Consider the following 21,633-nt stretch of genomic DNA (forward strand, 5'->3'; position numbering starts at 1 on the left):
GAAGATACCCCCCCCCCCCCGCCACCCAACCCCCCCCCCCCCCCCTTTCCCCCCCCCCCCCCCCCCCCCCCCCCCCCCCCCCCCGCCCCCGTCACGGACTCAGATACCCGGAGATACCGGGTGCCGGGGGTGCCAGTGGTACCGAGGGGGTACCGGGACGCCTGCCTTCCCGGCAAGACGTGCGCTGGGGGGCTCGCTCAGACGGACGGGTTCTCTTCCGCGCCGTCCGACGCCTCTTGCGGGTCGCCGCCGCCGTACGGGCGGGTGATGAACTCCATCGCGTGGCCCGCCGGGTCGAAGAAGTAGATCCCGCGTCCGCCGTCGTTGTGGTTGATCTCCCCCGGCTGCTTTCGGTGCGGGTCGGCGAAATAGGTGAGGCCGGCCTGCTGGATCCGCGCGAAGGCGGTGTCGAATTCCGCTTCGCTGATCAGGAAAGCGTAGTGCTGCATGACGATGGACTCCGCCGGGATGGTGGCGAAGTCCAGGGTGACACCGTTGGCGGTGTCCACGGGGATGAACGGACCCCATTCCGTACCGACTTCGAGGCCGAGGAGGTCCGCCAGGAAGGTGGCGGATTCCCGGTTGTCCCGGGAGTGGATGATGATGTGGTTCAACTGCACTGACACTGTGGAATGCCTCCGTAAGGCAAACTCACGGGCACCTCCATGCCTCACCCGGTCGGTGACCGACACGCGATGCCGTCGCCGCTGATCGTAAGCGGCCTCTCCGGTTTCGTCGAGTGGCTTACGGGTGCCTCATGAGTGGTGAGCAGGTGCCTCGTGAGTGGTCAGCAGGTGCTTGTGAGTGGTTCGCGAGGGGCTCGCGAGGTTTTCCGCAAGCTGCCACGCTCCATGCACGCGAAGCCGTCCGGCTCAGCTGCCGGGGCGTTTGACCGCGTGGCCGACGATGAACGTTTCCACACCGGCGATGCCCAGGCCTGTCAGGTCTTCGCTGATCAGCCGGTACAGGGCGGCCAGGTCCCGTATCCAGACGGCGGCGTGCAGGTTCGCGGCACCGGTGGTGGCGAAAGCGCCGTGCACTGCGGGGTGCCGGGCCAGGGTGCGGCCCACGGCGTCCAGGTGGTCCGGGGGCACCTGCATCATCACGTTGGCGTCGATGAGCAGACCCAGGCGCTTGGGGTCCACGACCACCTGCGTACTGAGCCGGCCGCCGGTCAGCAGGCGGGCGAGGCGGCGCCGGACGGTGGAGGCGGGGTGCCCGGTGCGGTCGGCGATCGCCGCGGCCGGGGTGCGGGCGTCGTCCCGCAGGGCGGCCAGGATGTCGGTGTCGACGGCGTCGGGGGCGGGATCGGAAGTGGCGGGCCCGGAAGCGGCGGACTCCGAGGCGGCGGGCCCGGAAGCGGCGGGCCCCGAGGCGACAGGGCCGGAAGTGGCGGGCGGTGTAGTGATGTTCGGTGCCGGGGTGAGGGCGGCGCGTTCCTCGGCGGTCAGTACGTCGTGACGCCAGTCGGACGCCTCGGAGAACACGTGCAGCACGGTGGCGGCGGACACGGACGCCACCGCCGGCGTGGCCGGCAACTGCCGGAACACCAGGTGGTCGCGGGACCCCGGGTCGGTCAGCGAGACGGCGGAGATTTCGTCGCCCGAGGCGGACAGATCGATGAACGGGATGTCCGGGCGGGCGGCCAGGGCGGCGGTGAGGGCGTCCAGCTTGCCCTTGAGCACCTTGATGCGGAGCAGCAGGGCGCCGACCGAGTCGGGGCGTACGGGCCGGGCGATCACCTTGACCGTGCCGTCGCCAGTCAGCGCCTGCCAGCGGCGGTGCACCGTACGGGGGTTCTCCCCCAGCACCTCGGCGGCCCGCTCGGCGCTGAGCCGCCCGTCGCACTGCAACGCGGCGATCAGTCGCTGATCACGGAGACCGAGAACGGACGAGGAGGGAGAGGGAGGGACGGGGAGGGGGACGGGGGTGGGGGCCGTGCCGGGGGTGGTGGAGGCGCTTACGGTACTGCTTGATTTCCGGGTCACGAGTGACAGTTTCGCTCATCTCGTGGGCGCGGAGAGTCCGATTACGGTGCGCGCGGCTCAGGATCGACGGCAGCAGCCGCTTCCGGCGCCGGGAAGGACGGGCATGCCGTCCCGGCGTCCGAGAGCGACGGGCTGCCCTCGACATCTGAGAAGCACATGGAGAAGGTCATGACGTACGCGTCCCTGCTCGCGCCGATGGCGGCCGCAGCCCACGAAGTCGGCGCACTGCTGCTCGAAACCCCGCGCCGAGCCGCCCCGCCCGCCGACACCATGGCGGAACTGACTGTGGCCTACCGGGCCTTGGAGGAACCGGCTGTCGCCGTCATGCGCGGGCACCTGGACGCGCTGCTGCCCGGTGTCCCCTGGGCCGAGGAACTGCATGCCGACGGAAGCCTGGGCGTGGAAGCGGACGCGTCACCGGTCCCCGCGCTGCCGGCTGCAGGGGACGTGTGGATGGTGGACGTGATCGACGGCGCTGTGCAGTTCATGCGGGATCTGCCGTACTTCTGCGTCAGCCTCGCGCTGGTACGGGACGGTGAGCCGGTGGCCGCCGCCCTGCATGCGCCGCTGCTCGGTGAGACGTATCTCGCCGCGGCCGGCCACGGCGCCACCCGCAACGGCGAGACGATCTCGCCGTCGGCGAGGGCACGGCTGGAGGCGGCCCTCGTCGGCACCAGCCACCCGCCGTTCGTCGCGGGGCAGCCCGCGGCCGTGGCGGCGGCCGGCCGGTCCCTGTCCGCCGTACTGCCCGCCGTGGGCACCCTACGCAATTTGGGCCCCACCTCGTGGCAGATAGCCGACACGGCGGCGGGGCGGCTGGACGCGTTCTGGGAGTACGGGCGGGACGACGCCAACCTGTTGCCCGGCGCGCTGGTGGCCCGGGAGGCGGGCGCCGTGGTGACCGACACGGCGGGCCGTCCGTGGCGGGCCGGGGCTCCCGGCTTCCTCGTCGCGCCCCGTGAACTGCACGGCGCGCTGCTGGGCCTGCTGGAGCCGTGAGTGCGGCGGTCGGCGCTCAGTCGGCCGGGCGGAGCAGGAGTTCCATGCCGACCGAGGCGGGGGCGGTTTCGGCGAAGCCGAACTTGGCGTAGAGGTGGCGGGCGTCACCGTCGGCGATCAGTGAGGTGTAGGCGCCCGCCGGTGCGCGGCGCTCCAGTTCGGCGGTGAGCGCCGCCATGATGCGCTTGCCCAGGCCGCGGCCCTGGTGCTGTGGCAGTACGCAGATGTCGACGATCTGGAAGAAGCAGCCGCCGTCGCCGATGATCCGGCCCATGCCGACAGGTTCGTCGTCGCCGTCGAATGCGGCGCCACTGGGTACGGCGGTACCGGGTACGCCGGTGCCGGGCGCATCGCCGTCGGGTGCGGTGCCGCCCGGTTCATCGGCCCCCGGGGTGCCGGGCGCGTGGGCGGTGACGCCGTACCAGGTGTTCGGCAGGCCGATCGCCGCGCCCTCGGCGGACTTGGCACCGAGGCCGGTCGCGCGGCGCAGTCGCCGGTACGTGTCGGCGGTCGGGACGCCGGGCCTGATCTCGTAACCATCGGCGTGTGCCGCTGAGGCGGCCCGTTCGCCGGTCAGGTCGCCGCCGTGTGCGTTGTCATGACTGTTCCCCTGATTCATACATGTCAGGTTAGTGACCTGCCATGTCATGGCGACGGAAGACCTGCGGCCAGGAGGGCAACGCTCCGTAGAGACGGGGTTGGCCGCGTGCCATGATCGGCGCATGACCGATCCGGGGGCCACCGCAGCCGTGGCGGACATGACCGGCCGTGCCGCCCGGGTGCGCGCGGCAGCTCGTAACAACGCCGAGTGGTGTGACGCGGTCTGCCGCGCCCACGGCCTGCTGGGCGACTTCGGCGACGATTCCTGGGCCAGCTCCCGCCGCACTCCCCCGCTCTACCCGGACGCCGTCACGCTCACCGACCGCCCCGGTGCGTCCGCTGAGCTGCTGGCCCGGATCGACCTGGCCGCCCCCGGCTGCTCGGTCAAGGACAGTTTCGCGTGCCTGGATCTGGCCCCGGCGGGCTTCGAAGTGCTCTTCGAGGCCCAGTGGATCCACCGCCCGGCCCACACGCCCAGCCCCACCCCCGCTCAAGCGGCGTCGTCCGCCTGCCCGGTGGTCTGGGACGTGATCGCCGCTCCCGGCGAGTTGCCCGCCTGGGCCGCGGCCTGGGGCGCCGATCCCGGCGACTGCGGCCCGTTCCGGCCGGAACTGCTCGCCGACGATGCCACCCGCTTCCTGCGCGCCCGGTCCGCCGACGGGAAAGTCCTGGCCGGAGCCATCGCCACCCTCAGCGGCGAAGTGGTCGGCCTGTCCAACGTCTTCACGGCCCCCGAAGCCTCGGCTTCCGGAAGCGACTCCCGCGACACCTGGGCCGGCTGCCTCTCCGCCGTGGCTGCCCGGTGGCCCGGCCTGCCGGTCGTCGGCTACGAATCCGGCTCCGATTTGGAAGCAGCGCTGGAGAACGGCTTCTTGTCGGCAGGTCCTCTGCGCGTCTGGTGGCGGCGGTGACGACGTCGCCCGCCGAAGGCGCGTTGTTGCGGCGGGTACAGGGACTGTGGGAGACGCTGAGCGCGGCGCCCGTGACGTTTCCGCCGCCCGGCAGCCCGCCGACCGTGGCCGTCTCCCCCGATTCCGACCTCTGCCCGCCTACTTGGGCGGGGATCGTGGCGCTCGGGACGTCGGCCATCGTCACCGCACCGGACTCCGCAGCCGCGCGCGTCCTGCGCGCCTCGCTGAGTACCGTACCGGCCGACGCGCTGACCTGTCCGGACGCCATCCGCGCAGTGCTGCCCGTCGCAGAGGTCCTGGGCCCGGCCACGTTGGCGTACGTTGCGGAGGACGCGTTCCGGTCCGTGGCGGACGGAGATGGTGTGCAACGGCTTCCGGGTGAACACGTCGATGTGGCTGATCTGCTGAAGGCCGTCGGGTGTATGGACGCGGAGGAGAGCGGGCTGGCGGAGATCACGTCGCCTGCCTTCGTCATCCGTACGGAGCCGGAGCGCCCGTACCCGTACGCGTACGCCTCCGAGGCCCTCGTCACCACCCCCGTCGCCGCCGCAGCCGGATACCGCCGGTGGCCCTGCGGGACCGCTCACCTCTGTGTACTCACCGCGCCGGACCGGCGCGGCCGGGGACTCGCCCGCCGGGTGGCGTCCGCCGCCGTGGCGCACGCGCTCGCGGGCGGGCTCCTCCCCCAGTGGCGCGCCCGTCCAGCGGCCTCGCGGCGCGTGGGACGGGTGTTGGGCTTCCGGGAGCTGGGCGGCCAGTTGAGCGTACGGCTGGCAGCAGACCCGGGTGGCCGGGGGTGCGGAGACGAGCGGGGTGCCGTGCGGCCGGATTCTGCCCATGGGGTCACAGGGGTGACGGAAGGGGCGTAACGGAACTGTCGTACGGGCGATGACGGAGAGCATGACCATTCGATTAGCAGCGGCCTGGTCGGCCTTCGTCCACGCTCTCGTCCTCACTCTCACCCTCGCCCTCACCGCCCCGTTCACGGTGGGCCCCGCCCTCGCCGCCACCGCTTCCGTCACTCCCACCGCTCCCACCGGTCCGGACGTGGCCGTCTCACAGGCGGGCAACTATCCGACCACCCCGAACAGTTACGGCAACTTCTCGGTCAGCTGGACCTCCGTCGGCACGGCCGACACAACCGGTGTCACGCACCTGACCGTCGATCTGCCGCCCGGACTGAGGACCGGTGGCGCGCTGATGTACTCGACGCCGTACGACTACACCTTCGACCAGACCGTGTCGCCGGACGGGCGGCACCTGGAGGCGACCTTCCGCGGGACCCGCGTACCCGGACGCGGTGACTTCATGAAGGTGCAGGTGACCTCGGGTGCGGCACGGCCGTCCGGGGTGGTCAGGGCCACCGTCGCCAACCGCGACGACGTCCATCCCGCCAACAACGTGAGCACGTACACGGTCAACGGCCCGCAGCAGCCCGCCGAGGTGCCGGACGAGCCGGCGGTGACCGGGATCGACACGACCACCGGGCCGGGCGCCGGCGGCACCGCCGTCACCCTCACCGGAACCGGCCTGGACGACGGGTTCGTACTCTTCGGCACCGGCAAGGCCACCGCGTCGCACTGCACGGCCACGCGGTGCACCGCCACCACGCCGGGCGGTACCGGCAGCGTCCCCGTCACCGTCGTCACACCGGGCGGAGCCGCGGAAGCCCCGGGCGGTTTCGGCTACACCGGCCCGCCGCCCACGCCGCCTGCCGCCCCGGTGGTGACCGGCCTGAGTGTGCTCAGCGGCCCTTCGGGGGCGGGACTTCGGTGTATGTCATCGGCAGGAATCTGGCGGACGGCACCATCGCGTTCGGGGACGCGCCTGCCGCGCATGTGTCCTGCGGGGACTCCTTCTGCAGCAGCACCTCACCCGCCGGCGCGGGAACCGTGCACGTCACCGTGACGACGGCGGGCGGCACGAGCGCCACGGTGGACACGGACCGGTTCACGTACGCGGACCCGGCAGCCCCAGCAGCCCCAGCGGCTCCGGCGAACCCGGCGGACCCGGCGAACCCACAAACCCCAACTGCCTCAGCAAATGGACAGGCTGCCGCCGCCCCACCCGTAGCCGCAGCACCATTGCACTGATCGATGCCTGCTGGTTAGCTCTTGAGGGCTCCCGACCGTGCGGTTCGGGGGCCCGGGGGCGGGCGCAAACGGTTCTGCGGAACCTTGGACCGGTTCTTCGAGGGGGTGGCCGGTGATGCGCGACCTGACCGGCGGGGACACGGGCACAGCGGACTTACGGGACGGCGGTGGCGTCGCCCGGCACCCTGCCGGGACGACCCGGCGTCGCCTCCTGCACACCGGCGCCGCGCTGGCGGCCGGCGCAGCGGGCGCGCCGCTCCTCGGCGCCTGCAACTCCTCGGCGGCCCGGAGCGTGGGCGCCGACGGCAGGATCCTCGTCGAACTGTGGCACGGGCAGGCCGACACCGGCCGCAAGGCCATCCAGTCACTCGTCGACGACTTCAACCGCAGACAGTCGCGCATCCGGGTCGACGCCGGGGGCGGCGGGGTCGTGGCGGATGCCATGCTCCAGAAGGTGACGGCGGCGCTGGCCGCGGGCTCGTACCCGGACATCGCGTACGTCTTCGGGGCCGACCTGGCCCGGGTGGCCCGCAGCCCCCGCGTCGTCGACCTCAGCGACGCGCTGCGCGGCACCGCGTACTGGCCGCAGTTGTGGGGCTCGGTCCGCGACGCCGTCGAGCTCAACGGCCAGGTGCGGGCGGCGCCCGCCGTGCTGGACTCGCTGTGCTACGTCTACAACAGGAAGCTGTTCCGGCAGGCCGGGGTGCCGTACCCCAAGACGGGCTGGACGTGGGACGACTTCGTCCGGACGGCACGCCTGCTGACCGACCCTGGCCGCGGCACCTTCGGTACGAGCTGGCCCGGCACCGGCGACGAGGACACCGTGTGGCGGCTGTGGCCGCTGGTGTGGGACCTCGGCGGCGAGGTCATCGCTCCGGACGGGCACAGCATCGGCTTCAAGGACGTCGGGGAACGGGCGCTGGCCACCCTGGCCCGGCTCGCCGCCGACAAGAGCGTCTACGTCGACCCCAAGCCGGGCAGCGAGCAGATGCACCAGGTCTTCATCGGCGGGCGGATGGGGATGATGGCCACCGGCCCGTGGGAGCTGCCGGACATCATCGCGGGCGAGGTCGACTACGACGTGGTGCCGCCGCCGACGTACAGCGGCCGGCCCTGCACCATCGCCGGCCCGGACACCTGGACCGTCTTCGACAACGGCCCGGAACGGTCGCGAGCGGCGGTCGAGTTCCTGCGCTGGCTGGGCGATCCGGCGCAGGACGTGCGGTGGGCGCTGGGCGGCGGCAGCCTGCCGCTGAGCAAGGCGTCGGCCGCGCGCCCGGAATGGCGGCGGCACTCGATGCGGACCACCGGGCTGCCGGTGTTCACCACCGCGCTGAACACCGCGCGGGTCCGGCCCGTCCACCCGGCGTACCCGCAGATATCGCAGGCCGTCGGTGAGGCGGTCGTGGCGGTGCTGCTGGGCCGCAGCTCGCCCGCCGAGGCGCTGCGGACCTGCGCCGAAAAAGCCGACGCGGCCCTGCTGATCCCGCGATGAGACCGGACGACGCCCACGAGGCGGCGGCCGGACGCGGCCGGACGGAAGAGGGTGCCATGCCGTCAGAGCCCCGGGCAGGCCGCCACACGACGCCGGGCGGCCGTAACCGGCCCGGGCCCACCGCGGCACGCGGTACGCCGCCCCGCCGTACGACCCCCCGCGCCTTCACCCTGGACCCGCGCCGCGACAGCACCGGCCGACGGCCCACGAACCCGAACACGGACGCGGGTGGAGACGCGCATCACCGCACGCGCCGGTCGCCGGGCTCCCCCGCGCCCCGCCGCCCTCGTACCCTCTCCGGCCGCGCCCGCCGGGAGAACGCCACCGCCTGGGCCTTCATCAGCCCGTCCGTCCTGATCATCCTCGGGCTGAGCATCGTCCCCGTCGTCTGGTCGCTGCTGCTCTCCTTCCGTGCGGACGACCTGGTCACGCCGGGGCGCTGGGTGGGTCTGGACAATTACCACGCGTTGGTGCGGGATCCGGGCTTCCGTACGGCGGTGGAGAACACCCTGGCCTACGCGGGCCTGTACGTGCCGCTCAGCCTGATCGGCGGGCTGGCCCTGGCGCTGGCGCTCAACCGCCGTATCCGGCTGATCGGCCTCTACCGAACGTTGATCTTCATCCCGTTCGTGATCTCGGCCGCCGCGCAGGGCGTGCTGTTCTTCTTCATCCTCGACCCGCAGTTCGGGGTGGCCAACTCCCTTCTGCACCGCCTGGGCGTGTCCCCGCAGGGCTTCCTCTCCGACCCCGGGCAGGCGCTGTACCTGCTGGTGCTCATCTCACTGTGGAGCGGGATCGGCTTCTGCGTCGTCGTCTACCTGGCCGCGCTCCAGGACGTACCGCCGGAACTGATCGAGTCGGCGCGGCTGGACGGCGCGGGCCGGCTGCGGGTGCTGTGGCACATCAAGCTGCCCTCGCTGACGCCGGTGACCGTCTTCCTGCTGCTCTGGCAACTGATCACCGCGCTCCAGGTGTTCGACCTGATCTATGTGACCACGAAGGGCGGCCCGCTCGGGTCGACCACCGTCATCGTCTACTTCGTATGGGAGCAGGCGTTCCAGATGTTCACCGCCGGATACGGGGCCGCCGCCGCGTACGTCCTCGCGGTCGCCCTGCTCGTCGTGGGCACCGCCCTGCGCCTGTACCGGCGGCGCCGGCCGGGCACCGTACCGGAAGGAGCGGTCCGTTGACCGCGCCCGCGGCCGTGCCACCCGGTGCGGCCGACCCGCCCGAAACCGCAGGCCCGCGCGGGAGCGCCGCGCCACGGCCCCCGGCCCGGCGCCGCCGGCTGCCCTTCAGCGCCTGGCACCTGCTGCTCGCGCCGCTGTCGCTGGGCTTCGCGCTGCCGCTGGTGTGGCTGGTGCTCAGTTCGGTGATGACCAACGCGGAGATCAACCGTTTCCCGCCGTCGCTGTGGCCGTCCGGCATCGACCTCGACGGGTACGAGTATGTGCTGGGCAACGCGATGTTCCCGCGCTGGTTCGCCAACTCCTCGATCGTCGCGGTCACCGCGGTGCTCTCCAACCTGGCGCTCGGCTCGCTGGGCGGTTACGCCTTCGCCCGGATGCGGTTCGCCGGGTCGCGGGTGCTGCTGGGGCTGATGCTGGCGACCATGGTCATACCGTTCCAGCTCACCATGATCCCGACGTTCCTGGTGATGAAGAACCTGGGGCTGATCGACACGCTGGGGGCGCTGATCGTGCCGTCCCTGGTCACGCCGTTCGCGGTCTTCCTGTTCCGGCAGTTCTTCCTGGCGCTGCCCCGGGAGCTGGAGGAGGCGGCCTGGATCGACGGGTGCTCGCGGCTGCGGGTGCTGTACTCCGTCGTACTGCCGCTGGCCCGCCCGGCGCTGGCCACCGTGGCCGTCCTGACCTTCCTCACCACCTGGAACGATCTGACCTGGCCGCTCATCGCGATCAACCACGACACCCAGTACACGCTCCAGCTGGGGCTGACGACCTTTCAGGGGCAGCATCACAACCGGTGGTCGGCGATCATGGCGGGCAATGTGATCACCGTGCTGCCGGTCCTGGTGGCGTTCCTCTTCGCACAGAAGACCTTCATCCAGTCGCTGACGTCCAGCGGACTGAAGGGGTAGCCCGCTCCCCGCTTCCCGCCCTCCCCGCCCCTACCGGAGGTACCCGTGCCCCGCTCCCTCGACCTCCTCGTGATCGGCGACGCCAACCCCGACGTCGTGGTCGGCCCGGTCCCGCACCCCTTGGAGTACGGGCAGCGCGAACACCTCGTCGCCACCGGCGGCCTGCTGCTCGGCGGCTCGGCCGCGATCACGGCCTGCGGCGCCGCCCGGCTGGGACTGCGCGTGGCGTTCGCCGGGCGGGTCGGTGACGATGCCGCGGGCGCCTTCGTCCGTACGGCACTGGCCGAGCGCGGCGTGGACGTCACGGCCCTGGTCACCGACCCGGAGCTGCCCACCCCGCTCACCACCGTCCTCACGCGCGGCGACGACCGCGCCATCCTCACCGCCCCCGGATGCCTGGCCGCCACCGGACCGCAGGATGTACCGGACCGGCTGCTGGCCGACTGCCGGCACGTACACGCCGGATCGTTCTTCCTGATGCCGCGCCTGGCCCGTTCGCTCGGCGACATCTTCGCGCGGGCCCGCGGGCACGGCGCGGCCACCTCGCTCGACACCAACGACGACCCCACGCGGCGCTGGGACCCGGAACTCATCGGCCCCGTCCTGAAGTCCACCGGCATCCTGCTGCCGAACGCGGCGGAGGCACGGGCGCTGGCCGCGGCGGCGACACCCGGGACCACGGAAGGCGACGCCCCTGCCACCCTCGCCCGCCTGGGCCCGCTGGTCGTCGTCAAGGACGGCGCAGCCGGCGCGCTCGCCCACGACGGCGTCACCCTCACCCGTACCGCCGCCGTCCCCGCCGAGCCGGTGGACAGCGTCGGCGCCGGTGACAGCTTCGACGCCGGTTTCATCGCCGCGGTCCTGCACGGCATGGACCTGCCCGCGGCGCTCTCCTTCGCCGCCGCCTGCGGCGCCCTGTCCACCCGAGCCCACGGCGGTACGGCGGCCCAGCCCACCTGGGACGAGGCCCGTGCCGCCGCCCTCACGACCCGACCAGGGAGCCACGCATGACCAGCACCACCAAGGCCGGCCGCACCGGCGGGACCGCCCGCACCGGCACCGTGAAGATCGCGTTCATCGGCGCCGGCAGCGTCGTGTTCACCCAGGGACTCCTCGCCGACCTGCTCGCCTTCCCCGAACTGCGGCGCATCCACGTCGCCCTGCACGACATCGACCCCGAACGCCTCGCCACCGCCGAAGGCGCGGCCCGCCACATCGGCGCCACCCGCGGCGCCGAGCCGGTCGTCACCGCCCACCTCGACCGGCGCGCCGCACTCGAAGGCGCCGACTTCGTCATCAACACCGTGCAGGTCGGCATGGACGAGGCCACCCGTACGGACTTCCGCATCCCCGCCCGCTACGGGCTGCGCCAGACCATCGGCGACACCCTCGGCATCGGCGGCATCTTCCGCGCCCTGCGCACCTTCCCGCTGCTGCGCGCCCTCGCCGACGACATCGCCGAACTCTGCCCGGACGCCTGGCTGCTGAACTACACCAACCCGATGGCGATGAACGTGATGTACCTGGACCGGGCCACGCCGCTGCGCCGCGTCGTCGGCCTGTGCCATTCGGTGTACTGGACCGTGCACGACCTGGCCGAGCTGCTGGGCGTCCCGTACGGGGAGATCTCGTACCAGGCCGCCGGGGTCAACCACCAGGCGTGGGTGCTGCGCTTCGAACGGGACGGGCAGAGCCTCTACCCGCTGCTCGACGACGCGATCGCCAAGGATCCGCAGCTGCTGCGCCGGGTGCGGGTGGACATGTACCGCAGGCTCGGTCACTACCCGACCGAGACCAGCGAGCACTCCTCCGAATACGTGCCCTGGTACCTCCACCACGACAGTGAGGTGGAGCGGCTGCGGCTGCCGATCGGCACGTACCTGGACATCATCGAGGAGAACACCGCGGAGTACGAACGGACCCGGGACGCGCTCGCCACCGGATCGCCGCTGCCGGTGGAGGGGACGATGGAGTACGCGCCGCAGATCATCCACAGCATCGTCTCCGGCACCCCGCGCACGGTTTACGGCAACGTCCCCAACCACGGCCTCATCGACAACCTGCCCGCCGAGGCCGTGGTGGAAGTGCCGTGCCTGGTGGACTCGCTCGGTGTGCAGCCCACCCGGGTCGGCGCCCTGCCCCCGCAGTGCGCGGCCCTGAACCGGGCCTACGTCAGCGCCAACGAACTGGTCGTACGGGCGGCGGTGGACGGCGAGCCGCGCCACATCAGGCACGCGGCGATGGCGGACCCGGCCACCGCGGCCGCGCTGCCCGTGGAGCGCATCTGGGACCTGTGCGACGACCTCGTGCGCGCCCACGCCGACCTGCTCCAGCCGGAGCTGCGGGAGATCCTGGGGCACTGAGCCGGAGCGCCTAGGGCCGGGCCCGGCGCCGCTACTGGAGGCCGAGCGCCATCCACTTGCCGGGCTCGGACAGCGGCTCGAAGCCCACCCGGGCGTACACGTCGTGGGCGTCGCCCGTCGCCAGCAGGATGCGGCGCAGGCCGTACGGCTCCAGGTGGTCGCGGATGTGGGTGATCAGGGCCGTGCCGAGGCCCTTGCCGCGGGCGGCGGGGGCGATGTAGACGTCGCAGAGCCAGGCGAAGGTGGTGCGGTCGGTGACGACACGGGCGTATCCGACCTGCCGCCCGTGGCCGGGGCCGCCGGAATCCGTCTCGTACAGACCGAAGTTGAGCGAGCCCGCCACCGCACGGTCCTGGCGCTCGCGGGGTCGTCCGAGCGCCCAGTAGGCGTCGGTGGAGAGCCAGTGGTGGATCAGTGCCAGGTCCAGCCGGCCGGCGTCGGTGGAGACCTCGTAACCGGCGGGGATGCCGTCGGGTACGGCGTCGGACACGGTCGCGGAGGCGCCTTCGGCGGGGGCGTCGGGTGTGCTGTCGTTCATGGACGGAGACTCGCAGAGGAGCCACGCGCCGTCGAACGGATTACGGGGTGCCCGGGGCGGAGCCGTGCAGGCCCTGGCCGTCGGACCGGTCGGCTCCCGACACTTCCTCGTACGCCGCACGCAACCGCCGCGCCCCCTCGGTCAGTTCGGCGGCGCCGGCGGCCGAGGCGAAGGTCAGGCGCAGGTGCGGGGCCGGGGGCTCGGCGGCGAAGTACGGGCGGCCGGGTGCGACCGCGACGCCCGCGCGCAGCGCCGCGCCGGCGAGTGCCGCCTCGTCCGTGCCGTCGGGCAGGCGCAGCCAGAAGTGGTAACCGCCGGGCGGGACGATCCGCACGCCCGGCCCCGCCCCCGCCGGATCCGTACTGCCGAAGTGCATCCGGAGCGCCGCGGCCAGCGTGTCCCGGCGTACCGCCAACTGCCCGGAGATGGTGCGCAGATGGCGGCTCCAAGCCGGGGAGCCCACCAGTTCCAGGGCCGTTTCCTGCAGGGGCCTGGAGACGAAGAAGCTGTCCACGACCTGAATGGCGCGCAGCCGGTCGAGGACCGGCCCGCGGGCGGCGAGCGCGCCCACGCGCAGGCTCGGCGAGGTGGCCTTGGTCAGGGAGCAGACGTGCACGACCGTGCCGTCCGGGTCGTCGGCGATCAGCGTGGGCGGCAGCGCGGGCGCGCCCTCGTGGACGAGGCGGCGCGCGAAGTCGTCCTCGACGACGAAGGCACCGGCCGCACGGGCGATCCGCAGCACCTCGGCCCTGCGCCCGGCGGCCAGTACGGCTCCGGTCGGGTTCTGGAAGAGCGGCTGGCAGACGAAGAGCCGGGCGCCGCTGGCGCGGAAGGCGTCGGCGAGCAGATCGGTCCGTACGCCGTCCGCGTCCATCGGTACGGGTACGGGTCGCAGCCCGGACGCGCGGGCGGCGGCCAGCATGCCGGGGTAGGTGGGCGATTCGACGAGTACCGGGGCGCCGGGCGGGGCCAGTGCCCGCAGCGCCGCGGTCAGCGCGCTCTGGCCGCCCGCCGTCACCAGCACGTCGGAGGCCGCGAGCGCTCCGCCGGGGCCGCCGATCTCGCGCGCGAACCAGGCCCGCAGCTCGGAGACGCCTTCCATCGGCGGCCGGCCCCAGGCTCCGGGGCGGCGCCCGGCCCGCGCGAGCGCGGCGGCGAGTGCGCGCTCGGGCTGGAGGGTGGGGTGCAGGTAGCCGCCGTTCAGCTCGATGACGCCGATGGCGGGTTCGGACAGGGTGGCCAGTACGCCGGAGGCGTCGACGCCGCGCGGTGTGTGGTCGTCGGCCGCCTCCGCGCTCAGCGCGATCTCCTGCCAGGAGGTGTCGACCGGGCCGGCCTGCGGCCGGGCCTCCGCGCGGAAGGCGCCGGCGCCGGGCCGGGTGACGACCAGCCCTTCGGCCGCCAGCTCGGCCAGGGCGCGGGAGACCGTCACCGGGCTGACCCGGTGCCGTTCCACCAGGGCGCGGCTCGACGGCAGCTTCTCTCCCGGCGAGTAGCGGTTGAGGCTGTCTCGGAGGATGGCGGCCAGGTCTGCGACGCTGCTACGCTCGTGCATGAGAGATCACGATAGCGCTACTCCGGGTGCGACGATAGTGGTGAACACACCGGGCGCCGGGACCGCCGAAGCAGCGCCCCCGGCCACCGAGCCCGCCGGTCCCGCCGCAGGGGCCACCCACCCGGTCACCGTGGCGCACGCCGCCGCTTCCGCGCCCCCCGCCCGCGGCACCCTGCTCGCCGCCCTCGGCGTCGCCTCCTTCTCCCTCACCTTCCCCGCCACCGCCTGGGCCCTCGAAGGCATGGGCGCCTGGACGGTGGTGACCTTGCGCAGCGTGCTCGCCGCCGCCATCGCCGGCTGCTGCATGGCCGTCTTCCGCGTCCGGCTGCCGGAGCGCCGCCACTGGGCGGGCCTGGCCGTCGTGGCGGCCGGTGTCGTCCTCGGCTTCCCGCTGCTGACCACCCTCGCGCTGGAGACCTCCACCACCTCGCACGCCGCGGTCGTCGTCGGTCTGCTGCCGCTGACCACCGCCGCGTTCTCGGCCGTACGGACCGGCGCCCGGCCGTCCCGCACCTTCTGGGCCGCGGCGCTGGCCGGCGCCGTCGTCGTCATCGGCTTCGCCGTCCAGCAGAGCGGCGGCGCGCTGAGCACCGGCGACCTCTACCTGTTCGCCGCTCTCCTGATCTGCGCGGCGGGCTACACCGAGGGCGGCCGGCTCGCCCGGCACCTGCCCGGCTGGCAGGTGACCGGCTGGGCGCTGCTGCTGGCCCTGCCGATCACCCTCCCTGGAGCGGCCTTGGCGCTGCTCGCCGAACCGCCGCACCTGACGGGGCACGCGGTGGCGGGCCTGCTGTGGCTGGCCCTCGGTTCGCAGTTCCTCGGCCTGGTGGTCTGGTACCGCGGCATGGCGGCCATCGGCGTGTCCAAGGCCAGTCAGCTCCAGCTCGCCCAGCCGCTGCTGACGCTGGTCTGGTCCGTGCTGCTGCTCGGTGAACAGCTGCCGCTGGCCGCCCCGGTCGCGGCCGTCGCCGTACTCGTCTGCATCGCGGTCACCCAGCGCTCGGCCACCTGACCGGCGGGTGGCCGGAGCCGGTCCGGCTCCGCGTGCGGGTGGCGCGTTTCGCGGGTGCATCGGCGGAGCCCGGCCGTAGACTTGCGGCCACGCAACAGTCACCCTCCGACCGACTGACGAGGAGGCCGTAGCCGATGAGAGCGAGTGTGGGAGACCGGCTGCTGGTGCACGGCAGGATCGTGGGGCAGCACGACCGGTCCGCCGAGATCATCGAAGTTCTGGGGCCGGACGGCACGCCGCCGTACCGCGTGCGTTTCGAGGACGGCCACGAGACGCTGATGTCGCCGGGCCCGGACACCGTCGTACGGCACTTCACGGCCGACGCCCAGGAGTAGCGGCCCGGGCCGCCGCCCTCACGCGGGGCGCGGGGGCCGCACCGGCCCGTGGTAGTGGTCGGCGACGACCCGCGCCATCGCTCCGGTGCGGTCCTCGGCCACCTCCTTCGCCGAGAAGAAGATGTGGCCGCGCACCTGCGGGTGGCGGCGGGCCAGGGTGAGGTGACGGGAGAGTTCGGCGGGGTCCTGCCAGGCGGGCGGCTGCCCGGGGGCGCCCGCCTTGTACAGTGCCTCGCCGATGCACAGCTGGACGCGGGTGCCGGTGACGGTCTCCGACCACCAGGGCAGGAGCTTGGCGTAGTCGGCCGCGGGAAAGCCGATGTTCCAGTACACCTGCGGCACGATGTAGTCGATCCACTCCTCGCGCACCCACTTACGGGTGTCGGCGTAGAGGTCGTCGTACGTCTGCACGCCCGCGCGGGTGTCGGATCCGGCCGGATCGGTGGCCTGGTTGCGCCATATGGCGAAGGGGCTGATACCGAACCGTACGGGACGGTGATGCGTACGGTGCCTTCTGCGCCGGCGGCCCGGCCCGCGGCCGCCGCCCGGCGACCGCGCGTCGCGCACCCGCTCCCCCGTCTCGCGCACCAGCAGGTCGATGTTGTCGCGCCGCCAGTCCGCCCGGTTCGCGAAGTCTCCGCCGTACTCCTCGTACGCGGCGTCGTCGTCGAAGGTCTGGCCCGCCACCGGGTAGGGGTAGAAGTAATCGTCGAAGTGGACGCCGTCGATGTCGTAGCGCTCCACCGCGTCGAGGATCGCGTCCTGCACGAAGGCGCGGACCTCGGGCAGGCCCGGGTTGTAGTACAGCTTGCCGCCGTACGGCACCGCCCAGTCGGGACGCAGCCGCGCCGGGTGGGTGGGCACCAGCCGCGACGGGTCGGTGTGGTTGGCGATGCGGTACGGGTTGAACCAGGCGTGCAGCTCCAGGCCGCGCCGGTGGGCCTGGCGCACGGCGAAGCCGAGCGGGTCCCAGCCCGGGTCGCGCCCCTGGACGCCGGTCAGGTACTCCGACCAGGGCTCGTACGGGGAGGGCCACAGCGCGTCGGCCGTCGGCCGCACCTGGAAGACCACCGTGTTCAGGCGGCGCGTCACCGCCGCGTCCAGGTAGGCGAGCAGTTCGGCCTGCTGCGCGGCGGGCGGCAGCCCCGGCTTCGAGGGCCAGTCCCGGTTGGCGACCGTGGCCAGCCACATGCCGCGGAACTCCGGCCGGCCGCCGTCCGCGCCGCGGCCGCGGGCCGCCGCGCCGCCCGGCGCCGATACCGTGGCGGACGCCGTCAGGGCCGCGACCGCGAACGCTCTTCGTGTGATCCGTCTCATGCCGGGCCCCCAAAGTGTCCGGAACGTCCGTCCTGGAGCACCAGAATGCCCGCCCCTGCCCCCGCTGCACAGCACCCCGCGGAGTAACGTCGGGGCCGAGGCGGACGCCGGGGTCCCTGCCGCAGGTACGGACGGCCCCCGCGCGCCGCCGGACCCCGAGATCAGCGAAAGGCACGATGTGACCGACATCGAACGCGTCGGAGTGGTGGGCTGCGGCCAGATGGGCGCCGGCATCGCCGAGGTGTGCGCCCGCTCCGGCCTGGACGTGATGGTCGCTGAGACCACCGGCGAGGCGCTGGAGCTGGGCCGTACGCGGCTGACCAACTCCCTCGGCAAGGCAGCCGAGCGCGGCAAGATCACTGTCGCGGAGCGCGATGCGACGCTCGGCCGGCTCAGCTTCACCACGGACCTCGGTGAGTTCGCCGACCGCGACCTCGTCATCGAGGCGGTCGTGGAGAACGAGCAGGTCAAGACGGAGATCTTCCAGGTCCTCGACCAGGTGATCACCCGCCCGGACGCGATCTTGGCCTCCAACACCTCCTCCATCCCGCTGGTGAAGCTGGCCGTCGCCACCTCCCGCCCCGACCAGGTCATCGGCATCCACTTCTTCAACCCGGCACCGGTGCAGAAGCTGGTCGAGCTGATCCCCGCGCTGACCACCGGCGAGGAAACGATCAAGCGGGCCGAGGCGCTGGTCCAGAACGTGCTGGGCAAGCACGCGATCCGCGCCCAGGACCGCTCCGGCTTCGTCGTCAACGCGCTGCTGATCCCGTACCTGCTCTCGGCGATCCGGATGTTCGAGTCCGGCATCGCCAGCCGCGAGGACATCGACAACGGCATGGAGCTGGGCTGCGCCCACCCGATGGGCCCGCTCAAACTCTCCGACCTGATCGGCCTGGACACGGTCGCCTCGGTCGCCGGGTCCATGTACGAGGAGTACAAGGAAGCCCTCTACGCGGCTCCCCCGCTGCTCGCCCGCATGGTGGACGCGGGCCGGCTGGGCCGCAAGACCGGCTCCGGGTTCTACTCGTACTGAGCCACCGCCGGCAGCACGGCGCGCGGGCCGCTTCCCGACCCGGGGGCGGCCCGCGCGCCGTTTCGCCGCCTCTTGACCGCGCCGCTTCCGCGCGCCGTCACCGGCGCTCCCCGCGTTTGGCCATCGAGCCCGTCACCAGCCAGAGCACGGCCAGGATCACCGCTCCCGCGGCCCAGATGGCGATGACGAGCCCCGCGCCCATGGCCGTACCCACGTCGTTCGCGTCCTGACACAGCCGGAGTGCGTCGCCGGTCTGCCCGCCGCAGTCCTCCGCACCGCTGGCGGCGTGGAGTCCGGTGATCAGCCAGATCAGCATGAGGACGTTGAAGGCCAGCACCACCCACGTCATGATCCGCCAGTGCGGACGCCAGGACCGGTGCGGCCTGTCCGCCGGAGGCGGCGGGGTGGGAGCGCCCCATCCCTGGGGAGGATGTGTGGTCATGGCGCACCTCCCAAATCGCGCCGAATACACCAATAACTGGACATTACGCCCCTACTCGTCGGTCGCCTAGAGCGGAGTCCCGGCCGCGCCCACGAGTAAGGGCGGGCCCGGTGCCCCGGACCCGCCCTTTCCGCGTCGCCGGTGCGATGCCCGCGACCGTGTGTGCCGCCCGCCGTCCTTCCGGCCCCCTGAGTGGCGTCCCCCGTTGTGGTCCGCCCGCCGCTCGGGGGAAAGACGGCGGGCGGACAACCGGCCGATGGGCGCCCGTCCACCGGCAGCGGCCCCCGTTGAGAACAGCTTCTGCCTTACGGGCCATGGTCGGGACCGTGTGAACGCGGCCGCTTCGGGTGCGCGGTTCACACCCCGTGTGAACCGCTCACCCCCTCCGCGGCCGTCACGGCGGGTGACTTCACACGGGGTGTGCGCGGCAGACCCGCATATTCGTCCCGCACACGCTCCCGCCGTACGTGCCGAGGTAGTTGACTGGTGCGCGTATGGACAACGAAGTCCCGCCCGAGAGAGGAATGAGGAGCGGACCGTGACCGCCCACCCCGAACCCGACCTGGTTGCCACCGACATGGCGGAGTTGAGACGCTGCCTCGATGTGCGGACCGCACGTGTCGACGGCCAGCTGGCGCTGCTCGCGCAGCGCTCCGAACAGAACGAACGTGACGCGGGCGACGTGCAGGCCCGCGTCACGCGGTTGGAGCACGGCCGCTGGCCGCTGCCCTCCATCGCCGCACTCACGGGGCTCGCGGCGCTGGCGATCGCCGTATGGCAGGCGATGGGGCGCTGAGGCCGGCGGACCGGCGGCGCACCGAACGCGCCGCGGCCCGGGTCACCCCAGCCGGATGTGATGCAGCAGTAGCAGTGCGGCCGCCATGTTGGCGGCCGGCACCTCCCCTCTCGCGATCATGTCGGGTACCAGTTTCAGGGGGACCCACTCCCGTTTGTCGGACTCGAAGTCGTCCTCGGGATGGCCCACGTACGCGCCCTGGTCGGACCAGAAGATGTGGTGCCGGGCGTCGGTGAGGCCGTTGGACGGCTCCACGGAGAGGAGGTGTTCGAGGGGGCCGGGGCGCCACCCGGTCTCCTCCTCCATCTCCCGGGCGGCCGCGGCGGCGATGTCCTCGCCGTCCTCGACCACCCCCGCGGCGAGTTCCCATCCCCAGGTGTCGGTGATGAAGCGGTGCCGCCACAGCAGCAGCACCTCGTTGGCCTCGTTGACCACTGTGGCCACGGCGACGGGCCGCAACCGGATCAGGAAGTGATCCAGATGGCGGCCGTCGGGGAGTTCGACATCGGCGAGGTTGACCCGGAACCAGCGGTTCTCGTACACGGTCTGCTCACTGAGATTCTTCCATCGCACGTATGTGCCACCTTCCGCCGTTGGGCTGGCAAGGTGACACGGGCCGGCTTCACAGTGGAACGCGCAGCGCCTCGTCGATCAGATCGGCAGCTTCGTCGGTGGCGGAACCTCCGGTTTCGGCCAGGTGCTCGCGCACCGCCCGCAGCCGGTCCCGTAACCGCTGCGACTCCATTCCCCGCGCCTGTTCGGTCATCTGCGCGGCGTTGGCCACAGCCTGGTCCGCGTCCCCTTGGCGCAGCTCGATATGGGTGAGCATGGCCAGCCGGTGGACCCGGCCCCGGTCGTGCGCGGGGGTGTCGACGGCGGCGTCCGCGTGGGCCCGGGCAGCACGCAGGTCCCCCAGGCTCAGCAGCGCCTCCGCCACTTGGACGTTCACCAGGCCCGGCTGGACGTAATCCGTTTCGTCGGGTTCCTGACCAGGGCGGATGCGCTCGGCCGCCGCCTCCGCACGCCGGATGCAGGAGAGCGCGCTCGCGCCGTCCCCGAGGCGTGCGTACGCCTTGGCCTGCATCGCGTAGAGATCCGCCGCGAGCGCCGGGGTGATCTGCGGCCCCGCCGTGCGCAGGGCGGCCTCCGCGAAGGCGACCGCCTGACGGTACTCCCGTACGAACAGGGACTGGTTGACCAGCAGCGCGATGATGTACGCGCCGAGCCCCCGGTCCCCGCTTGCCTTGGCCAGCCGCAGCGCCTGATGGAAGTAGCGCTGGGCCAGCCCCAGGGCGTCCGAGTCGTACGCACAGATGCCCGCGACGGCCACCAGTCCGCCGGTGGCCCGGTGGAGCTGTCGTCCCGTCGCGTCGGTGTAGCTGCCCCGCAGCAGCGGCGCCGCCTCGGTGTTGAGGAATCCCACGACCCGCGTTCTCGTCGCGATACCACCCGCCTTCCGGTACATCTGCTCGTAGTGCGTACGCGCCGCGCGGAGCATTTCGATGTCCGCCATGGAGACCCTGGTCAGGCCGTCCCGGGACACGTCGGAGTCCTCGGGCGGGTTCTCCCACTCCCAGACGGGGATGACCGCCGAGGTACCGGTGAGGGCGGGGGCGGACAGGACATGGGGGCGCTGCTGCTCGTCGGAGCGCCACAGCGCGGTGGCCCGTTCCACGAATCCGGAGAGCGGCGTGTCCGGGGCGCGGCGCACTCCCGGCCGGCTCAGTCCGATGTCGTCGAGTCCCACGGCCCGGTGCAGCCGTTCGCTGAGGACTTCACAGATCAGGTCGGGTACCTGGCCCCGTGGCCGCTGCCCCTTCAGCCACCGGGCGACGGCCGTGTGTTCGTAGCGCAGCGCGAGTCCGCGCTGCCGGCCGAGCTGGTTGACGTGCAGCGCCAGCCCGGCGTGCGATATGCCTGCCTCGTCGAGAATCGCGTCGAGCAGGCTGTTGGGCTCCATGGTGCCCTCCTGACGGGGCCGTCCCGCCACCCCCGGCCGGGACGGCCGCTCGTAGACTTGTCGACTCAACAACCCCTGAGATCAGCCTAATGAGG

The 21,633-nt window shown here is 72.6% G+C and carries 22 protein-coding genes; 13 read left to right on the top strand and 9 right to left on the bottom strand.

Annotation, left to right across the window (positions count from 1 at the left end; all coding sequences use genetic code 11):
- Positions 1-197 precede the first annotated feature (197 nt).
- Both ACZ53K_RS13920 and ACZ53K_RS13925 read right to left on the bottom strand, forming a co-directional pair.
- Entirely contained in the window at positions 198-626 is a 429-nt protein-coding gene (locus ACZ53K_RS13920; RefSeq protein WP_468835282.1) for a VOC family protein, read from the bottom strand.
- Positions 627-872: 246 nt separating this feature from the next.
- Positions 873-1,988, bottom strand: a complete 1,116-nt coding sequence (locus ACZ53K_RS13925; RefSeq protein ID WP_468835285.1) for an AsnC family transcriptional regulator — start codon at positions 1,986-1,988, stop codon at positions 873-875.
- A gap of 168 nt (positions 1,989-2,156) precedes the next feature.
- Between ACZ53K_RS13925 and ACZ53K_RS13930 the strand changes: the two genes are divergently transcribed.
- Positions 2,157-2,987, top strand: coding sequence for an inositol monophosphatase family protein (locus tag ACZ53K_RS13930; protein ID WP_468835288.1), 831 nt, complete (start codon positions 2,157-2,159; stop codon positions 2,985-2,987).
- Between the two features lie 16 nt (positions 2,988-3,003).
- Here the strand turns inward: ACZ53K_RS13930 and ACZ53K_RS13935 are convergent, their stop codons facing one another.
- A complete protein-coding gene (locus ACZ53K_RS13935; RefSeq protein WP_468835907.1) occupies positions 3,004-3,516 on the bottom strand; it encodes a GNAT family N-acetyltransferase in 513 nt (170 codons plus the stop codon).
- A gap of 193 nt (positions 3,517-3,709) precedes the next feature.
- Between ACZ53K_RS13935 and ACZ53K_RS13940 the strand changes: the two genes are divergently transcribed.
- The 8 genes from ACZ53K_RS13940 to melA all read left to right on the top strand — a co-directional run bounded on the left by ACZ53K_RS13940 (position 3,710) and on the right by melA (position 12,547).
- Positions 3,710-4,498: a hypothetical protein gene (locus tag ACZ53K_RS13940; protein ID WP_468835291.1), complete on the top strand. Its 789-nt coding sequence runs from the start codon at positions 3,710-3,712 to the stop codon at positions 4,496-4,498.
- Positions 4,495-5,367: a GNAT family N-acetyltransferase gene (locus ACZ53K_RS13945; RefSeq protein WP_468835294.1), complete on the top strand. Its 873-nt coding sequence runs from the start codon at positions 4,495-4,497 to the stop codon at positions 5,365-5,367. The genes ACZ53K_RS13940 and ACZ53K_RS13945 overlap by 4 nt, the downstream gene beginning before the upstream one ends.
- A 19-nt stretch (positions 5,368-5,386) precedes the next feature.
- On the top strand, positions 5,387-6,406 hold the full coding sequence (locus tag ACZ53K_RS13950) for an IPT/TIG domain-containing protein (RefSeq protein WP_468835297.1): 1,020 nt from the start codon (positions 5,387-5,389) through the stop codon (positions 6,404-6,406).
- Positions 6,407-6,706: 300 nt separating this feature from the next.
- Positions 6,707-8,086, top strand: coding sequence for an extracellular solute-binding protein (locus tag ACZ53K_RS13955; protein WP_468835300.1), 1,380 nt, complete (start codon positions 6,707-6,709; stop codon positions 8,084-8,086).
- Positions 8,087-8,142: 56 nt separating this feature from the next.
- Positions 8,143-9,276: a carbohydrate ABC transporter permease gene (locus ACZ53K_RS13960; RefSeq protein WP_468835304.1), complete on the top strand. Its 1,134-nt coding sequence runs from the start codon at positions 8,143-8,145 to the stop codon at positions 9,274-9,276.
- On the top strand, positions 9,273-10,184 hold the full coding sequence (locus ACZ53K_RS13965; RefSeq protein ID WP_468835306.1) for a carbohydrate ABC transporter permease: 912 nt from the start codon (positions 9,273-9,275) through the stop codon (positions 10,182-10,184). Before ACZ53K_RS13960 ends, ACZ53K_RS13965 begins: the two co-directional genes overlap by 4 nt.
- A 45-nt stretch (positions 10,185-10,229) precedes the next feature.
- Positions 10,230-11,195, top strand: a complete 966-nt coding sequence (locus tag ACZ53K_RS13970; protein WP_468835308.1) for a carbohydrate kinase family protein — start codon at positions 10,230-10,232, stop codon at positions 11,193-11,195.
- Positions 11,192-12,547, top strand: a complete 1,356-nt coding sequence (melA, locus tag ACZ53K_RS13975; RefSeq protein WP_468835311.1) for an alpha-galactosidase — start codon at positions 11,192-11,194, stop codon at positions 12,545-12,547. Before ACZ53K_RS13970 ends, melA begins: the two co-directional genes overlap by 4 nt.
- A gap of 31 nt (positions 12,548-12,578) precedes the next feature.
- On the opposite strand, the gene ACZ53K_RS13980 is transcribed toward melA, so the two are convergent.
- Entirely contained in the window at positions 12,579-13,085 is a 507-nt protein-coding gene (locus ACZ53K_RS13980) for a GNAT family N-acetyltransferase (protein WP_468835313.1), read from the bottom strand.
- A gap of 40 nt (positions 13,086-13,125) precedes the next feature.
- Positions 13,126-14,640: an aminotransferase-like domain-containing protein gene (locus ACZ53K_RS13985; protein ID WP_468835316.1), complete on the bottom strand. Its 1,515-nt coding sequence runs from the start codon at positions 14,638-14,640 to the stop codon at positions 13,126-13,128.
- On the opposite strand from ACZ53K_RS13985, the gene ACZ53K_RS13990 reads away from it, so the two are divergent.
- Both ACZ53K_RS13990 and ACZ53K_RS13995 read left to right on the top strand, forming a co-directional pair.
- Positions 14,639-15,652: a DMT family transporter gene (locus ACZ53K_RS13990; protein ID WP_468835320.1), complete on the top strand. Its 1,014-nt coding sequence runs from the start codon at positions 14,639-14,641 to the stop codon at positions 15,650-15,652. The two genes, ACZ53K_RS13985 and ACZ53K_RS13990, sit on opposite strands and share 2 nt — an antisense overlap.
- Positions 15,653-15,786: 134 nt before the next feature.
- Positions 15,787-15,987, top strand: a complete 201-nt coding sequence (locus tag ACZ53K_RS13995) for a DUF1918 domain-containing protein (RefSeq protein ID WP_468835323.1) — start codon at positions 15,787-15,789, stop codon at positions 15,985-15,987.
- An 18-nt stretch (positions 15,988-16,005) separates the two neighbouring features.
- On the opposite strand, the gene ACZ53K_RS14000 is transcribed toward ACZ53K_RS13995, so the two are convergent.
- Entirely contained in the window at positions 16,006-17,304 is a 1,299-nt protein-coding gene (locus tag ACZ53K_RS14000; protein ID WP_468835326.1) for a glycoside hydrolase family 10-like protein, read from the bottom strand.
- A gap of 178 nt (positions 17,305-17,482) precedes the next feature.
- Between ACZ53K_RS14000 and ACZ53K_RS14005 the strand changes: the two genes are divergently transcribed.
- Positions 17,483-18,340, top strand: coding sequence for a 3-hydroxybutyryl-CoA dehydrogenase (locus ACZ53K_RS14005; protein WP_468835329.1), 858 nt, complete (start codon positions 17,483-17,485; stop codon positions 18,338-18,340).
- A gap of 97 nt (positions 18,341-18,437) precedes the next feature.
- Here the strand turns inward: ACZ53K_RS14005 and ACZ53K_RS14010 are convergent, their stop codons facing one another.
- Entirely contained in the window at positions 18,438-18,782 is a 345-nt protein-coding gene (locus tag ACZ53K_RS14010) for a hypothetical protein (protein ID WP_468835332.1), read from the bottom strand.
- A gap of 538 nt (positions 18,783-19,320) precedes the next feature.
- Between ACZ53K_RS14010 and ACZ53K_RS14015 the strand changes: the two genes are divergently transcribed.
- The gene (locus ACZ53K_RS14015) at positions 19,321-19,578 is read left to right on the top strand and encodes a hypothetical protein (RefSeq protein WP_468835334.1); all 258 of its coding nucleotides are present in this window, start codon (positions 19,321-19,323) and stop codon (positions 19,576-19,578) included.
- 42 nt (positions 19,579-19,620) lie between these two features.
- On the opposite strand, the gene ACZ53K_RS14020 is transcribed toward ACZ53K_RS14015, so the two are convergent.
- Both ACZ53K_RS14020 and ACZ53K_RS14025 read right to left on the bottom strand, forming a co-directional pair.
- Entirely contained in the window at positions 19,621-20,151 is a 531-nt protein-coding gene (locus ACZ53K_RS14020) for an NUDIX domain-containing protein (protein ID WP_030017683.1), read from the bottom strand.
- Between the two features lie 49 nt (positions 20,152-20,200).
- Positions 20,201-21,538: a transcriptional regulator gene (locus tag ACZ53K_RS14025; RefSeq protein WP_468835338.1), complete on the bottom strand. Its 1,338-nt coding sequence runs from the start codon at positions 21,536-21,538 to the stop codon at positions 20,201-20,203.
- Between the last annotated feature and the right edge of the window lie 95 nt (positions 21,539-21,633).

Source organism: Streptomyces sp. NPDC033221 (assembly GCF_055577005.1).

Excerpts from the sequence above, each read along its gene's own strand:
- ACZ53K_RS13990 (WP_468835320.1), top strand. The coding sequence starts at position 14,639 with ATGAGAGATCACGATAGCGCTACTCCGGGTGCGACGATAGTGGTGAAC.
- ACZ53K_RS13940 (WP_468835291.1), top strand. The coding sequence starts at position 3,710 with ATGACCGATCCGGGGGCCACCGCAGCCGTGGCGGACATGACCGGCCGT.
- ACZ53K_RS13955 (WP_468835300.1), top strand. The coding sequence starts at position 6,707 with ATGCGCGACCTGACCGGCGGGGACACGGGCACAGCGGACTTACGGGAC.
- ACZ53K_RS14010 (WP_468835332.1), bottom strand. The coding sequence starts at position 18,782 with ATGACCACACATCCTCCCCAGGGATGGGGCGCTCCCACCCCGCCGCCT.
- ACZ53K_RS13995 (WP_468835323.1), top strand. The coding sequence starts at position 15,787 with ATGAGAGCGAGTGTGGGAGACCGGCTGCTGGTGCACGGCAGGATCGTG.
- ACZ53K_RS13960 (WP_468835304.1), top strand. The coding sequence starts at position 8,143 with ATGCCGTCAGAGCCCCGGGCAGGCCGCCACACGACGCCGGGCGGCCGT.
- ACZ53K_RS14000 (WP_468835326.1), bottom strand. The coding sequence starts at position 17,304 with ATGAGACGGATCACACGAAGAGCGTTCGCGGTCGCGGCCCTGACGGCG.
- ACZ53K_RS13985 (WP_468835316.1), bottom strand. The coding sequence starts at position 14,640 with ATGCACGAGCGTAGCAGCGTCGCAGACCTGGCCGCCATCCTCCGAGAC.
- ACZ53K_RS14025 (WP_468835338.1), bottom strand. The coding sequence starts at position 21,538 with ATGGAGCCCAACAGCCTGCTCGACGCGATTCTCGACGAGGCAGGCATA.
- melA (WP_468835311.1), top strand. The coding sequence starts at position 11,192 with ATGACCAGCACCACCAAGGCCGGCCGCACCGGCGGGACCGCCCGCACC.
- ACZ53K_RS13980 (WP_468835313.1), bottom strand. The coding sequence starts at position 13,085 with ATGAACGACAGCACACCCGACGCCCCCGCCGAAGGCGCCTCCGCGACC.
- ACZ53K_RS13930 (WP_468835288.1), top strand. The coding sequence starts at position 2,157 with ATGACGTACGCGTCCCTGCTCGCGCCGATGGCGGCCGCAGCCCACGAA.
- ACZ53K_RS13950 (WP_468835297.1), top strand. The coding sequence starts at position 5,387 with ATGACGGAGAGCATGACCATTCGATTAGCAGCGGCCTGGTCGGCCTTC.